Origin of the sequence: Streptomyces sp. NPDC059668 (genome assembly GCF_042734135.1) — a bacterium.
Lineage (GTDB): Bacteria > Actinomycetota > Actinomycetes > Streptomycetales > Streptomycetaceae > Streptomyces.
The window spans coordinates 86,513-100,874 of sequence record NZ_JBHWEL010000021.1 but is presented as its reverse complement, the minus strand read 5'-3'; the positions used below and the strand labels follow the sequence as shown (position 1 = coordinate 100,874).

Genomic DNA, 14,362 nt, shown 5'->3' with positions numbered 1-14,362 from the left:
GGGCGGGGGGGGGGGGGGGGTGGCCGCCGCCCGGTCGCGGGGGCCGGGGGGGGGGGGCCGGGGCGGGGGCCCCGGGCCCCGGCGCCCCGGCGCCCCTCCGCGTGGCTGACTACAGCGCGCTGAAGCCCACCTTGCGCTGCGTGGGCTCACCGAGCTCCACGTAGGCGAGGCGGTCGGCCGGAACCAGGACCTTGCGCCCGTGGTCGTCCACGAGGCTCAGCAGCTGCGACTTGCCGGCCAGCGCCTCGGACACCGCGCGCTCGACCTCTTCCGGGGTCTGACCGCTCTCCAGAACGATCTCGCGGGGCGCGTGCTGCACGCCGATCTTGACCTCCACGGCTTTGTCCCTCCGACGGTCAGTCATGTGCGCGTTCATCCGCGCCGTACGCAGCACACATTAGCCCGGTGAGGGGACGTACACGCTCCGCCCGAGAACGCCAGGAGCGAACAGCGGGTGGGAACAAAGTGGCGGTCAGCGGTGGTCGGTGGTGTGCAGCGGGAAGCCCGCGATGCCCCGCCACGCCAGCGAGGTCAGCAGCTGGACCGCCTGGTCGCGCGGCACGCTGCGGTCGCTGTGCAGCCAGGAGCGGGCCACCACCTGGGCCAGACCGCCCAGACCGGAGGCGAGGAGCATCGATTCGGCGCGCGACAGACCGGTGTCCTCCGCGATGACGTCGCAGATGGCCTCGGCACACTCGTGCGTGACCTTGTCCACGCGCTCGCGGACCGCCGGCTCGTTCGTCAGGTCGGACTCGAACACCAGTCGGAATGCGCCGCCGTCGTCCTCGACGTACGCGAAGTACGCGTCCATGGTGGCGCGGACGCGCAGTGAGTTGTCCGTGGTGGACGCGAGCGCCGTCCGTACCGCCTGGAGCAGGGACTCGCAGTGCTGGTCCAGCAGGGCGAGATACAGGTCCAGCTTGCCCGGGAAGTGCTGGTAGAGGACCGGTTTGCTGACGCCCGCGCGCTCGGCGATGTCGTCCATGGCGGCCGAGTGGTACCCCTGGGCAACGAACACTTCCTGGGCGGCGCCGAGGAGCTGGTTGCGTCGGGCACGGCGCGGCAGGCGAGTGCCCCGCGGGCGCGCCGCCTCTGTCTGCTCGATGGCTGTCACGCCGCCTCCCAAAAATCGTCCACTTGCGGTGTGCGCCGCCTCGCCATCGTACTTTTCGGTAACCCTGGTGTGCGCGGTGCGAGCGCACAATTTCACGGACCGGACGCGGGCGATAGCGACACAGAAGCTGTTCAACGGGGGCAGGGCGGGCGCCGTGGCACCCGGATCGGCCCGCTCACCCGGCCGGCTCGGGGCCACCGGTCGTATGCCGACCGGAGGTGAGGCCCGTTCCGTCCTCCGGCCGGTCCGTGCGGCCTAGCGGTACTCGTCCTCGTTGAGCTCCACGACTCTGGCCTGCTCGGCGAGGTCCGCCTCGTCGGCGTTGAGGGGGTCGCCCGCCGCGCGCAGGCCGTCGTCCTGCGGTGTCAGTTCCGCGTGCTGTTCGGCGGCGTCGGCCTCGGGGGCCTCCGGGTCGAGGTCCGGGCTCTCGTCCGCTGCGGTGAAGGTCTCGGGGTCCGTGGGGTCGACTGTCATGGTTCCTCTTCCCGAGTGGTGCGAGCGCGCTCCTGTGTGTCTGCGAGTGCCCTCGTCTGAAGCCTAGGAGACACCCGATCCAGACGCTATGCGATTCGCCCACCATCTGTGACGGCGAACACATGAACCACTGCGTGATCGTCTCGTAACATTGCCGCATGTCTTCGACCGAGCTGCCCTCCGTGCTGGCCGCCACCGTCACGCCGAGGGTCGGGACCGTCCGGGTCGCGGAGGGGGAGCGGCTGAGATCGGTCGGTCTGCCCGGGATCACGCTGACCGTGCGTTCCCGGCCACCCGCCCGCGAGGGACTGCCACCGGCGCTGTACGTGCACGGGCTGGGCGGTTCCTCGCAGAACTGGTCGGCCCTGATGCTCCTGCTCGACGGGCTCGTGGACAGCGAGGCCCTCGATCTGCCGGGCTTCGGGGACTCGCCGCCACCGGACGACGGGGACTACAGCGTCACCGGGCACGCCCGCGCGGTCATCCGCTACCTGGACGCCGCCGGGCGTGGCTCCGTGCACCTGTTCGGCAACTCGCTGGGCGGTGCCGTGGCCACCCGGGTCGCGGCCGTACGCCCCGACCTCGTCCGCACGCTCACGCTCGTCTCGCCCGCGCTCCCGGAGATCCGCGTGCAGCGCACCGCGTGGCCGACCGCGCTGCTCGCGGTGCCCGGGGTGGCGGGGCTGTTCACCCGGCTCACCAAGGACTGGAACGCCGAACAGCGCGTTCGCGGGGTCACGGCGCTCTGTTACGGGGATCCCGGGAAGGTGTCGCCCGAGGGGTTCCGCGAGGCGGTCGAGGAGATGGAGCGGCGGCTCGCGCTGCCCTACTTCTGGGACGCGATGACGCGCTCGGCGCGCGGGATCGTGAACGCGTACACGCTGGGCGGCCAGCACGGACTGTGGCGGCAGGCCGAGCGGGTGCTCGCGCCGACGCTGCTCGTCTACGGCGGCCGTGACCAGCTCGTCGGTTACCGCATGGCGCGGCGCGCCGCGCGATCCTTCCGGGACGGCCGGCTGCTGTCCCTGCCGGAGGCGGGGCACGTCGCGATGATGGAGTACCCGGAGACGGTGGCCACGGCCTTCCGTGAACTCCTCGCGGAATCCGCCGAGTCGGCCGCGTCGGCCGTCACCGGTGCGGGGAGCTGAGGCGGGGCGTGGGACGTCACAGTCGCCGGGGGCGGCCGGAGAAGAGCGACACGGGGGAGAAGCCGGGGGCGGCACCCGGTGCGGTGCCGCGGCCGGCTCAGAGGCCGGGAGGCATGCCGTCGGAGGCCCCGCGCGGCGCCCTGGGCCCCCAGCCGCCGCGCCCTCGGGCGGGCGGGACACCGGCCGCGGGAGCGCCCCGCGGGACGGACGGGACCCCGGCGTCGGGAGTGCCGCGGTTCCAGGACCGGTTCCAGGACGGGACCCCGGCGCAGGGCATTCCCCGGCGTTCCGACGGGACTCCGGCGCACGTCATTCCCCGGCCGTCCGACGGGACCCCCTCGCACGGCATCCCCCGGCCGGCCGGCGGGACCCCGGCGCACGGGGTGCCGCGTTTTCCCGACGGGACGCCCGCGCACGGCATCCCGCGGATGGCCGACGGGACGCCCGCGCGCGGTGTCCCGCGGTTGCCCGACGGCGCTTCGGTCCGAGGGCCGGGCCGGGCGCGTGGCGAGCACCCCGAGCAGCGTGAGACCGGCGGTGGCTGGGGCGAGTTGAGGGGCGGTGCGCCGGGCGGGGTCGTGTACGGGGGTTCCCGTACCGCACCCCCCGCGGTGCCGGGCGGACCCCGCGTCCCCGGCCAGCGCCGGGAGGCCGGAACGGGACCAGGAACCGGGTCCGGGTCCGGGAACGGGCCCCGGCAGGCCTACGTCGACGCCTTCGACGAGGACGGCACCGGGGACGTCGACCTCTTCGCACCCCGGCGGACCACCGCGCTGCACAGCGGCCCCTTTGGCCCTGTCACCGACTGGGACGCCCCCGTCACCGACCGGGATCCGCAGGTCGTCGAGGAGCCGCAGCCGCGGCCCGGCGAGGAGGGCAGGTCGACGGGCGGCAAGGGGCGGACGTTCACCGGCATCGCCGCGGCCGCCGTCACCACCGTGCTCGCCGTCGTGGTGGCCGGACAGGTGGCCACCGGACGCGACGACGGCGGCGGCACGCACGCGCAGTCCGCCGCCGGTGCCGGCCGGGGCGCCCTCGACCCCGCCTCACGCGGCGACGGCCGGACCACCGCGACCGCCACGCCGGGCGTCAAGCCCGTGAGGACCCTGACGTACGACGAGAAGATGGGCGAGAAGTACCCGCTCGGCGCCAAGCTCAAGGCGTCGGGCAGGTTCGAGGCGGTCCCCGGGTTCGACAAGGCGCCCGGCAAGGGCCAGAAGTACACCTATCGGGTGGACGTGGAACAGGGCCTCGGACTTGACGGCGCGCTCTTCGCGCAGGCGGTGCAGAAGACACTGAACGACCGGAGGAGCTGGGCCCGCGGCGGCGCCCGCACCTTCGAGCGGATCTCCTCCGGCCGGCCCGACTTCGTGATCACCCTGGCCAGCCCCGGCACCACCGCCGACTGGTGCGCCAAGTCCGGTCTGGACACGACCGAGGACAACGTGTCCTGCGACTCGGCCTCCACCGAACGCGTCATGATCAACGCCTACCGCTGGGCCCAGGGCTCCGTCACGTACGGCGCCGCGATCCACCCCTACCGGCAGATGCTCATCAACCACGAGGTCGGTCACCGGCTCGGATACGGCCACGTCAGCTGCGAGAAGGACGGCGCGCTCGCTCCCGTCATGCAGCAGCAGACCAAGTTCCTCGATCATGACGGGATTCACTGCCGCCCCAACCCCTGGCCCTATCCGGGCAGTTGACCAGAAGGTGGCAGGAGTCACCGCCGTCACGGGACGGACCACGTTGACATGCTCCGAAAGTTCGTTCATATTTCTGCGCATGTGGTCCAGTCCTGCCGTCCGTCGCGCCGCCATCGAGCTGGCGCTGATCGGCGTGACCGCGCTCTGCGTGGCCGACATCCACTGTCGCTGACGTCCGCCCCCGGCGTGCTCGTCGCGATTCCGTTCCTTCCGTGACCGTGATGGTCCGTGACCTTTCGGCGACCTGACGCCGGGGCAGACGTCTGTTCATTTTCGTCTCACTCCTCGTCTATCTGTCTCATCATCCGAGAGGTCGTCTTCCGATGCGTCAACCGTCCGTGAACAGAGCCCGTGTGGCGACCGTTTCGCTTGCCCTGGTCGTGGCAGCGGGCGCCGCCGCCTGCGGGCCCGAGGACAACGATGCCAAGGGCGCCGGCGGCGACACCGAGCTGCGGAAGGGAGGCACGCTCACCGTCCTCAACGCCAACCCGCAGGAGGACTTCGACCCGGCGCGCCTCTACACCTCCGGCGGCGGCAACGTCCCCTCCCTCGTCTTCCGCACGCTCACCACCCGCAACCGTGAGAACGGAGCCGCCGGCGCCAAGGTCGTCCCCGACCTCGCCACCGACACCGGCCGTCCGAACAAGGACGCGACCGTGTGGACGTACACCCTGAAGAAGGGCCTCAAGTACGAGGACGGCACGCCGATCACGTCCGCCGACATCAAGTACGGCATCGAGCGGTCCTTCGCGGCCGAACTCTCCGGCGGCGCCCCCTACCTGAGGGACTGGCTGATCGGCGGCGCCGACTACCAGGGCCCCTACAAGGACAAGAAGGGCCTCGACTCGATCGAGACCCCGGACGACCTCACCCTTGTCTTCCATCTCGACAAGCCCGAGGGCGAGTTCCCCTACCTCGCCACCCAGACGCAGTTCACGCCCGTCCCGAAGGCCAAGGACAACGGCACCAAGTACGAGGAGCACCCGGTCTCCTCGGGCCCCTACAAGGTCGTCAAGAACGAGAACGACGGCGAGCGGCTGATCCTGGAGCGCAACACGCACTGGTCCGCGTCGACCGACGCCGAGCGCAAGGCCTACCCCGACAGGATCGACGTACGGTCCGGCCTGGACTCGTCCGTGATCAACCAGCGGCTGTCCTCCTCCCAGGGCGCGGACGCCGCCGCCGTCACCACCGACACCAACCTCGGCCCGGCCGAACTCGCCAAGGTCACCGGGGACAAGGAACTCGCCGCGCGCGTCGGCACCGGGCACTTCGGCTACACCAACTACATCGCCTTCAACCCGAAGGTGAAGCCGTTCGACGACCCGAAGGTGCGACAGGCGATCTCGTACGCCGTCGACCGCACCTCGGTGATCAACGCGGCCGGTGGCTCCTCCCTCGCCGAGGCGGCGACCACCTACCTGCCGAACCAGAAGTCCTTCGGCTACACGCCCTACGACCACTTCCCGGCGGGCGCGTCCGGCAACCCGGCCAAGGCCAAGGAGCTCCTCAAGGAGGCCGGCCACCCGAACGGCCTCACCGTCACGCTCACGCACTCCAACGACAAGGACTTCGAGACCAGCCCGGAGATCGCCACCGCCCTCCAGGACGCCCTGAAGAAGGCCGGCATCACCGTCAAGCTCCAGGGACTGGAGTCCAACGACTACAAGGACAAGATCCACGGCGCCAAGTCCGAGCCCGGCTTCTTCCTCGCCCACTGGGGTGCCGACTGGCCCTCCGGCGGCCCCTTCCTCGCCCCGATCTTCGACGGCCGCCAGATCGTCAAGGACGGCGCCAACTTCAACACCGGCTTCCTCGACGACAAGGCCGTCAACGACGAGATCGACGCGATCAACAAGCTGACCGACCTCGACGAGGCCGCGCAGCGCTGGGGCGCGCTCGACAAGAAGATCGGCGAACAGGCCCTGACCGTCCCGCTGTTCCACCCGGTGTACAAGCGCCTCTACGGCAAGGACGTCAAGAACATCGTGATCAGCGACTGGACCGGCGTGCTGGACATCTCCCAGGTCGCGGTGAAGTAGCGCCGTGAGCGAGGCAATCATCGCCTCCCAGGCCCCCGGGACGGACCTCTCCGTCCCGGGGGCCTCCGGGGCCCGTCAGTTCTGGCGGCGGCTGCGCACCCAGCGCGCCGCCCTCGTCGCGGCGGCCGCCGTCGCGCTCCTCGTCCTGGTCGCCCTCGCCGCACCGCTGCTCACCGCGGTCGAGGGCCAGGACCCGACCACCTACCACCCGGCACTCGTCGACTCCGCGCGCGGCGGCGTACCGCTCGGCTCGCTCGGCGGTGTCAGCGGCGACCACTGGCTCGGCGTGGAACCGCAGACGGGCCGCGACCTCTTCGCCCGCCTCGTCTACGGCGCCCGGGTCTCCCTCGGAGTCGCCTTCGCCGCCACCCTCGTCCAGGTCCTCATCGGCGTCGTCGTCGGTGTCGCGGCCGCCCTGGGCAACCGCTGGGTCGACCAACTCCTCAGCCGCGTCACGGACATCATCATCGCGATGCCGCTGATGATCATGTCCCTCGCGCTGCTCGCCATCGTGCCCAGCAGCTTCCCGCGCCCCGTCCTGGTCGCGCTCATCATCGGCCTGGTGGCCTGGGGCTCGACCGCGAAGATCGTGCGCGCCCACGCGCTCACCCTCAAGGAGCTCGACCACGTGGCGGCGGCCCGGCTCAGCGGCTGGGGCCCCTGGCGCGTCGCCCGCCGCGAACTCCTGCCCGCACTGGCCGCGCCCGTCATCACGTACGCCGCCCTCCTGGTCCCCATGAACATCACCGTCGAGGCGGCGCTCAGCTTCCTCGGCGTCGGCGTGAAGCCGCCGACACCCTCCTGGGGCCAGATGCTGACCGCGGCCGACGTCTGGTACCAGGCGGCACCGCAGTACCTGCTGTTCCCGGCGGGCTCGCTGTTCCTCACCGTGCTCGCCCTGACCGTCCTCGGCGACGGCGTGCGCACGGCCCTCGACCCGCGCGCGGCCTCGCGGCTGCGCGTCGGCACGGGACGCAAGCGGGAGGCCAGGGCATGAGCGGTCAGTCCGGGGCCGGCGGATTCACCGGGTTCGCCGTACGGCGTCTGGTCGGCGCCGCCGTCACCCTGCTCGCGATCTCCGTGATCATCTATCTCGTCTTCTACGTCGCCCCCGGCGACGTCGCCCAGATCACCTGCGGCCCACGCTGCTCGCCCGCCCAGGTGCACCAGGTCTCCGAGCAGTTGAAGCTCGGCGATCCGCTGTACCTGCGCTACTGGCACTTCCTTCAGGGCATCGTCGTCGGACACGACTACTCGACGGGCACCTCCGTGCAGCACTGCGGCGCGCCCTGCCTCGGCCTCTCGTACCAGAGCGACCAGCAGGTCACCCACCTCATCTGGACGAAGCTGCCGGTCACCCTCTCGCTCGTACTCGGCGCGATGGTGCTGTGGCTGGTCCTCGGCGTCGGCACCGGAGTGCTCTCCGCGTGGCGCCGCGGCCGGGTCACCGAGCGCGTGCTGACCGGCGTCACACTCGCCGGCACCGCGACTCCCGTCTTCGTCATCGGCCTGGTGCTGATGATCGTCGTCTGCGGACAGCTGCAATGGCTGCCCTTCCCGCAGTACGTGCCCTTCACCGAGGACCCCGAGCAGTGGGCGTGGAACCTGCTGCTCCCCTGGCTGGCGTTCGCGCTGATCGAGGCCGCCAAGTACGCCCGGCTGACCCGGGCCTCGATGCTGGAGACCCTCGCCGAGGACCACGTCCGCACCTTCCGCGCCTACGGCGTGGGGGAGCGTTCGATCATCGGGCGGCACGCCCTGCGCGGCGCGATCGCGCCGGTCATCGCGCTGAACGCCAACGACGTCGGCTCGGCGATCGGCGGTGCCGTGCTCACCGAGACGATGTTCGGGCTACCCGGCCTCGGACGTGAACTCGTGCACGCGGTGCAGGTCGTCGACCTGCCGGTGGTCGTCGGGATGGTCCTGGTCACCGGCTTCTTCGTGGTCCTGGCCAACGCCGTCGCGGACGTCCTGTACGCGATGGCCGACCGACGGGTGGTGCTGTCGTGAGTCTCGTGACAACCGGTGAATCCTTGGACGGCGCGCCGGACGGCTCCGACGACACCCTCGTCGACGTCCGCGACCTCGTCGTCGAGTTCGGGGACCTGCGTGCCGTCGACGGGCTGTCCTTCACCCTCCCGAAGGGCGCCGCGCTCGGGCTGGTCGGCGAGTCCGGCTCCGGCAAGTCCACGGTCGCCTCCGCGCTGCTCGCGCTGCACCGGGGCACCGGAGCGCGCGTCGGCGGCGCGGTGCGGGTGGCCGGAGTGGACGTACAGGCCGCCTCCGACGACGAACTGCGGCGGCTGCGGGGCGGGAAGGCCGCGATGGTCTTCCAGGACCCGCTGTCGTCACTCGACCCGTACTACGCGGTCGGCGACCAGATCGCCGAGGTGTACCGGGTCCATGTGAAGGCGTCCCGGCGCGCCGCACGCGCGCGTGCCGTCGAGGTGCTCGACCGGGTCGGCATCGCGGACGCCGCCCGCCGCGCGCGCTCGCGCCCGCACGAGTTCAGCGGCGGCATGCGGCAGCGCGCGCTGATCGCGATGGCGCTGGCCTGCGCGCCCGACCTGCTGATCGCCGACGAGCCGACCACGGCCCTCGACGTGACCGTCCAGGCCCAGATCCTCGACCTGCTGCACACGCTGCGGGAGGAGACCGGGATGGGGCTGCTGCTGGTCACGCACGACGTGGGCGTGGCCGCCGAGAGCGTCGACGACGTGCTGGTCATGCGGCACGGGAAGGCGGTCGAGCACGGGCCGGTCACGGCGGTCCTCGGGGCGCCGCGAGAGGCGTACACGCGCGAGCTGCTGGGTGCGGTGCCGCGTGTGGATGTGCCGCGTGTGGGTGTGGCGCGGGTGGAGGCGGCGCGGGTTCGGCCCGGAGTGGTCGCGTCGGCTTCCGCCGCGGGGGGCGGGGACGGGGCGGACGGACGTGGCGCTTCGGACGGCGGTCCGTCGGGCGGCGGCGTGTCGGGCGATGGTGCGTCGGGCGGTGGCGTGTCGGACGGCCGTGGGTCGGTCGTCGGTGCGTCGGCCGCCGGTGCGTCGCGTGACGGTGCGTCGGCCGGGGATTCGCTCCCTGGTGCGGCCGGTGGTGCCTCCGGTGACGCCGCGGTCGGTGAGGTCGTTCTGGAAGCGGTGGACCTGCGGCGTGAATTCGGGCGCGGCAAGCGGCGGTTCACCGCCGTGGACGGTGTGTCCCTCGCGGTCCGGCGCGGGGAGACGCTCGGCGTCGTCGGTGAGAGCGGCAGCGGCAAGACCACCCTGGGACGGATGCTGGTCGGGCTGCTGGAGCCGACCGCCGGGTCGGTGCGGTACGAGGGCCGGACACGGTCCGGCGTCCGTCCCACCGTCCAGATGGTCTTCCAGGACCCCGTCTCCTCCCTCAACCCCCGGCGCAGCGTGGGCGAGTCGATCGCCGACCCGCTCCGGGCGCGCGGCGAACGGGACGAGACCCGCATCCGGGGGCGCGTAAGGGAGTTGCTGGAGCGCGTAGGGCTCGAAGCGGCGCACTACGACCGCTACCCGCACGAGTTCAGCGGCGGACAGCGCCAGCGCGTGGGCATCGCACGGGCGCTCGCCGCCGACCCGCACGTCATCGTCTGCGACGAACCGGTCTCCGCGCTCGACGTGACGACACAGGCCCAGGTGGTCGCCCTGCTCGCCGAGCTGCAGCGCGAACTCGGTCTCGCGCTCGTCTTCGTGGCGCACGACCTGGCGGTCGTACGCCAGGTCAGCGACCGGGTCGCGGTGATGCGGCGCGGCCGGATCGTCGAACACGGCCCCGCCGACGAGGTGTACGAGTCCCCGCAGGACCCGTACACGAAGCAGCTGCTGGCCGCCGTACCGGCACTCGATCCGCAGGTCGCGGCGGAGCGGCGCAGGGCGCGCAGGCAACTGGCCACGGTGTGACGGGGCGTCACAGGACCACCCCCTAGCGCGACAGAACGCGACCTGCGCGGGAAAGTTACGCCCGTTCACCCCTTTTGGTGGCGCGATGGACAACCGTCCGTCGCGCCACCGCCATGTCCGCATACGTTCTTCCCGCTGCGAGCCGCCGGGTCAACGGCGGCTCCCCATATGGGAGATCGGGGGTGCACTCGTGCGCATCGGACTGCTTACGGAGGGTGGCTATCCGTATGTGAGCGGTGACGCCAAGCTCTGGTGCGACCGGCTCGTGCGCGGGCTCGGGCAGCACGAGTTCGACATCTACGCGCTCAGCCGCAGCCGGCGGCAGGAGGACGAGGGCTGGGTCCGGCTGCCGCCTCAGGTCAGCCGCGTACGGACGGCTCCGCTGTGGACGGCCGAGGACGACGGGGCGGTGCGCGGGCGCGGAGCGCACGGACGCCGGGTGCGGCGGCGGTACGCCGAGTGCCTCGGGGAGCTGGCGGCGGCCGTGTGCGCGGGCCCGGGAAGCCCGGACGGTCCCGGGGATCCCGGTGCGCACGGCGTACCCGGTGATTCCGCTGACTCCATCGGGGTGGGGGTGGCAGGCGGCACGGGGGTGGTCGGCGGTCCCGGTCTCGCGGGGGGATCGGGCGGCGCGGGTCCACGGGGCGGCGTGAGTGGACCCGGCGGCGTGAGCGGGCTTGGCGGCACGAGTGCATCTGGTGCCGGGGGCGCTTCGGGCGGCGGGCGTGCTTCGGGGGTTCTCGCCGGCCCGGAGGCTTCTTTCGGCCTTGAGGCGGACCGTTTCGCCACCGCGCTGTACGGACTCGCGGAACTCGCCCGCGACGAGGGCGGCCTGGCCGGGGCGCTGCGCTCCGAGACCGCCGTACGCGCATGGGAACGCGCCTGCCGCGCGCCGGGCGCACTGCGCGCCGCGCGCACCGCCCGCGTACCCGACCTGCTCTCCGTCGCCGCCCATGTCGAACGGTCGCTGCGCCCCCTCTCGCTGGACTGGTACGCGGACGACGGGCTCGGCGCGGTCGACCTCTGCCACGCGGCCGCCGGCGGCTCGGCGGCCCTGCCCGGTCTGCTCGCCCGGCACTTCGCCTCGGTCCCGCTGCTCGTCACGGAGTACGGGGTGCCGTTGCGCGCGCACTATCTCGCCTCCGCCGCCACCGAGGAAGCCCCCGCCGTGCGGGCGCTGCTCGCCGCCTTCCACGGCAGGCTGGCCACCGAGGTCTACCGCCGGGCCGCACTCATCACGCCGGGCAACACCCACGCCCGCCGCTGGCAGGAGCGCTGCGGCGCCGACCGGGCCAAACTGCGCACCGTCTACCCCGGCATGGAGGCGTCCCGCTTCGCGGAGGTGGGAGAGAGCGCCGAGGGCACCGGCTGCGCGGACCCGGACACGCTGGTCTGGATCGGCCGCGTCGAACCCTCGAAGGACCTCGTCTCCCTGCTGCACTCCTTCGCCGAGATCCGCAAGCAGGAGCCGAAGACCCGGCTGCGGATCTTCGGAGCGCCCGCCGACGGGCCGGACGGCGCGCTCTACCTGGCCCACTGCAAGGCGCTGGCCGCCCACCTGTTCCCCGACGAGGCCGAGGGCGCGCACGCCGTCGGCGACAACCCGGTCTCCTTCGAGGAGATCGGCGGCCCAGAGGCTCCGGGGCTCGCGGAGGCGTACGCGTCCGGTGCCCTGGTCGTCCTGTCCAGCGTCGTCGAGGGCTTCCCGATCAGCCTCGTCGAGGCCATGTTCTGCGGCCGCGCCACCGTGTCCACCGACGTCGGAGCGGTCGTCGAGGTCATCGGCGGTACGGGGCTTGTGGTGCCGCCGCGCAATCCGCGGGCGCTCGCCGAGGCGTGCGTGGCGCTGCTGCGCGACCCCGAGCGGCGCGCACGCCTCGGCGCGGCGGCACGGGCGCGAGCCCTCGAACTGTTCACCGTCGAGCAGAACGTCGAGGCATTTCACGGCATTTACCTGGAGATCGTCTCGCACTCCCCGATCCGTCGGGTCGTCGTGGACGACACGGGCGAACCGCTGCCCTTCGGCGTACCCGCCGAGGCCCACGTACCCGGCCGCTGGACCCAGGCCCGCCTCATCGCCGCCGGGCGGCCGCGCCGGGCGTCGGGAGTCCCGGTACGCGCGACGGTTCCGCTGACCGCGGGGGAGGGCGCGTGACGAGCGAACCGGGCCGAACCGAAGGACGACTCGGCGAACTGGACCGGCCCGCGACACCAGAGGGTTCCGGTGCGTGGGACGAACAGTCGGTGCAGTGGTTCGTGGGGGACGACAAGCCCGTGGGGGACGGGGGGTTCGCGGGGGACGAGCGGTCCGTGGGGGACGGGGGGTTCGCGGGGGACAAGCGGTCCGTGGAGGACGGCGGGTTCGCGGAGGACGAGCGGTCCGTGGGGGACGAGCATTCCGTGGGGGACGAGGAGGCGGACCTGGGCACACGGGGGGCCGTCCCGGACGGCTGGAGTGCGACGGGGACCGCGAGCGCGTCCGCGAGTACGCCCGCAGGCGCGTCGGCCGGCGCGTCCGCCGGCGCACCCGGGGACGTCCCGGTGCGCGCCTCCGTGCCCGCGGCCCGACCGTCAGCCACCCCACGTGACGCGGGGGACCCGCCCGGACACTCCCGCAGGTCACCCGGCCGCCGGAACGCCGTGGACCCGGTGAAGGCACTGATGCACCGGCACCGCGAACTCTGCGAACGCGCCGTCGACCCGCTGGAGATCGCGGCGGGCCTGGAGGCGCACGGGATGACCGACCGCACCGCCACCCGCTTCCGGCACCGGGACGTGTTCTCCCTCGCCGAGGAGATGTACGCACGCCGGGCGCGCGATGTGGAACCGTCCCCGCGATCCGCCCCCGCGGGACGCTCCGGCGCACGCGCCGGCTGGGCGGTCCTCGCCCTGCTCCCGGGCATCCTCTGCGCGGCAACCGTGACCGGACTGCGGTTCACCGAAGGCCGGGCCCATCTCGCCGTCGCCGCGACCGGCACCCTCGCGGTGCTCCTCGGTCTGCGCGCCGCCCTGCGCCACGGCCCCCTCGGCACCGCCCACCACACGACGAACGGCACCCGGGCATGGACCTGTTGGCTGATCGCGTACGCCCTGCTCGGTGACGGACTGCTGAGCGCCGCGCTCTCCGGCGGTCCCGACGAACCCTGGCCGCCCGCCACGGCACCCGTCCTCGCCCTCGCCCTGTCCTGCGCACCCGCGGCCTGGTGCGCCCACCTCTTCATGGCGCGCGCCCGCCGCGGGCTGGCCGCCAGCCGCGGCCTGGAGGAGTTCGCGGTCTCCGTGCGCCCCCTGCTCCTGGGCGCGTTCGCCCTCTACCTCTGCGTGCTCGGCGCCCTGCTCGCGCTGTGCGGGGCGGCCCTGGACGAACCCCCCGCCTACGCCGGAGCGATCGCCCTCGGCGCGCTGCTGCTGCTCGCGCGCCTGCTCGCGGCGCGCGGCTTCACCCACGCCCCCGCCGTCGTGCTCGGCGCCGCCGGCGCGGCCGAGGCGACCGCCACGGCCACGGTCTTCGGCGGCCGCCTGCCCGGGTGTTCGTTCCTGGGCACGCCCGTCGAGACCGTCGCCTACGCCTGGGGACCAGGTGCCGTCCCTGCCCTGGTGTGCGGCGCGGGCGCCCTCGTCCTCCTGATCCACGCGACCCGCACCCTCACCCGGGCGTCGGCCCACGCCGCGCCCGACGGGACGCCATGAGCACCGCCCCCGCCCCCGGCCGGGTCCGCGCACCCGGAGGCGAACCCCGCTGCGCGCCACCCGCACCGCACCACGAAGCGCGCACCCCGCCCCGGCCCACGGTCCCCTCCACCGTCGCGAGCCGTCGCGAGCGCCGCCCAGGGCCCGTCGCGCGAGTCCCGTCGTTCGCCCGCGAGGCAGGCGGGACTTTCGCGACACGCGCCAGGGCCCGGCCCCTCCGCCGGGCCCACCTCTCCCGCGGGGCCGACACCGCGGGCCTCCCTTCCGACCCACGGCA

Annotated in this window: 12 protein-coding genes; 9 read left to right on the top strand and 3 right to left on the bottom strand. The window is 73.1% G+C overall.

All coding sequences use genetic code 11. The annotated features are described in order from the left end of the window. Positions 1–109 precede the first annotated feature (109 nt). From ACFV2J_RS17835 to ACFV2J_RS17825, 3 genes are all read right to left on the bottom strand, one after another. Entirely contained in the window at positions 110–337 is a 228-nt protein-coding gene (locus ACFV2J_RS17835; RefSeq protein ID WP_028801993.1) for a DUF3107 domain-containing protein, read from the bottom strand. 135 nt (positions 338–472) lie between these two features. Continuing rightward, a complete protein-coding gene (locus ACFV2J_RS17830) occupies positions 473–1,114 on the bottom strand; it encodes a TetR/AcrR family transcriptional regulator (protein ID WP_168530103.1) in 642 nt (213 codons plus the stop codon). A gap of 255 nt (positions 1,115–1,369) precedes the next feature. Beyond that, complete coding sequence (locus ACFV2J_RS17825) at positions 1,370–1,588, bottom strand: hypothetical protein (RefSeq protein WP_385088646.1); 219 nt, start codon at positions 1,586–1,588, stop codon at positions 1,370–1,372. Positions 1,589–1,746: 158 nt separating this feature from the next. Here ACFV2J_RS17825 and ACFV2J_RS17820 point away from each other — a divergent pair, with 158 nt between their 5' ends. The 9 genes from ACFV2J_RS17820 to ACFV2J_RS17780 all read left to right on the top strand — a co-directional run bounded on the left by ACFV2J_RS17820 (position 1,747) and on the right by ACFV2J_RS17780 (position 14,085). After that, the gene (locus ACFV2J_RS17820) at positions 1,747–2,736 is read left to right on the top strand and encodes an alpha/beta fold hydrolase (RefSeq protein ID WP_385088648.1); all 990 of its coding nucleotides are present in this window, start codon (positions 1,747–1,749) and stop codon (positions 2,734–2,736) included. A 428-nt stretch (positions 2,737–3,164) separates the two neighbouring features. Next, positions 3,165–4,442: a DUF3152 domain-containing protein gene (locus ACFV2J_RS17815; RefSeq protein WP_385088650.1), complete on the top strand. Its 1,278-nt coding sequence runs from the start codon at positions 3,165–3,167 to the stop codon at positions 4,440–4,442. Between the two features lie 79 nt (positions 4,443–4,521). Then, positions 4,522–4,614 (top strand): Ms4533A family Cys-rich leader peptide, encoded by a 93-nt coding sequence (locus ACFV2J_RS17810; protein ID WP_315986905.1) that lies wholly within the window; start codon positions 4,522–4,524, stop codon positions 4,612–4,614. A gap of 151 nt (positions 4,615–4,765) precedes the next feature. After that, positions 4,766–6,484 (top strand): ABC transporter substrate-binding protein, encoded by a 1,719-nt coding sequence (locus ACFV2J_RS17805; protein WP_385088652.1) that lies wholly within the window; start codon positions 4,766–4,768, stop codon positions 6,482–6,484. Positions 6,485–6,488: 4 nt separating this feature from the next. Continuing rightward, complete coding sequence (locus ACFV2J_RS17800; RefSeq protein ID WP_385439438.1) at positions 6,489–7,481, top strand: ABC transporter permease; 993 nt, start codon at positions 6,489–6,491, stop codon at positions 7,479–7,481. Continuing rightward, the gene (locus ACFV2J_RS17795; RefSeq protein ID WP_385088656.1) at positions 7,478–8,494 is read left to right on the top strand and encodes an ABC transporter permease; all 1,017 of its coding nucleotides are present in this window, start codon (positions 7,478–7,480) and stop codon (positions 8,492–8,494) included. The genes ACFV2J_RS17800 and ACFV2J_RS17795 overlap by 4 nt, the downstream gene beginning before the upstream one ends. Before the next feature lie 5 nt (positions 8,495–8,499). Then, positions 8,500–10,395 (top strand): dipeptide ABC transporter ATP-binding protein, encoded by a 1,896-nt coding sequence (locus ACFV2J_RS17790; RefSeq protein ID WP_385439470.1) that lies wholly within the window; start codon positions 8,500–8,502, stop codon positions 10,393–10,395. A gap of 85 nt (positions 10,396–10,480) precedes the next feature. Further along, entirely contained in the window at positions 10,481–12,550 is a 2,070-nt protein-coding gene (locus tag ACFV2J_RS17785) for a DUF3492 domain-containing protein (protein ID WP_385439435.1), read from the top strand. Next, positions 12,547–14,085, top strand: a complete 1,539-nt coding sequence (locus ACFV2J_RS17780) for a hypothetical protein (protein ID WP_385088660.1) — start codon at positions 12,547–12,549, stop codon at positions 14,083–14,085. The genes ACFV2J_RS17785 and ACFV2J_RS17780 overlap by 4 nt, the downstream gene beginning before the upstream one ends. Positions 14,086–14,362 lie beyond the last annotated feature (277 nt).

What these genes read in the sequence shown, in the direction of transcription:
- ACFV2J_RS17805 (WP_385088652.1), top strand. Translation starts at nt 4,766, where the DNA reads ATGCGTCAACCGTCCGTGAACAGAGCCCGTGTGGCGACCGTTTCGCTT.
- ACFV2J_RS17795 (WP_385088656.1), top strand. Translation starts at nt 7,478, where the DNA reads ATGAGCGGTCAGTCCGGGGCCGGCGGATTCACCGGGTTCGCCGTACGG.
- ACFV2J_RS17785 (WP_385439435.1), top strand. Translation starts at nt 10,481, where the DNA reads ATGGACAACCGTCCGTCGCGCCACCGCCATGTCCGCATACGTTCTTCC.
- ACFV2J_RS17825 (WP_385088646.1), bottom strand. Translation starts at nt 1,588, where the DNA reads ATGACAGTCGACCCCACGGACCCCGAGACCTTCACCGCAGCGGACGAG.
- ACFV2J_RS17810 (WP_315986905.1), top strand. Translation starts at nt 4,522, where the DNA reads ATGTGGTCCAGTCCTGCCGTCCGTCGCGCCGCCATCGAGCTGGCGCTG.
- ACFV2J_RS17815 (WP_385088650.1), top strand. Translation starts at nt 3,165, where the DNA reads ATGGCCGACGGGACGCCCGCGCGCGGTGTCCCGCGGTTGCCCGACGGC.
- ACFV2J_RS17820 (WP_385088648.1), top strand. Translation starts at nt 1,747, where the DNA reads ATGTCTTCGACCGAGCTGCCCTCCGTGCTGGCCGCCACCGTCACGCCG.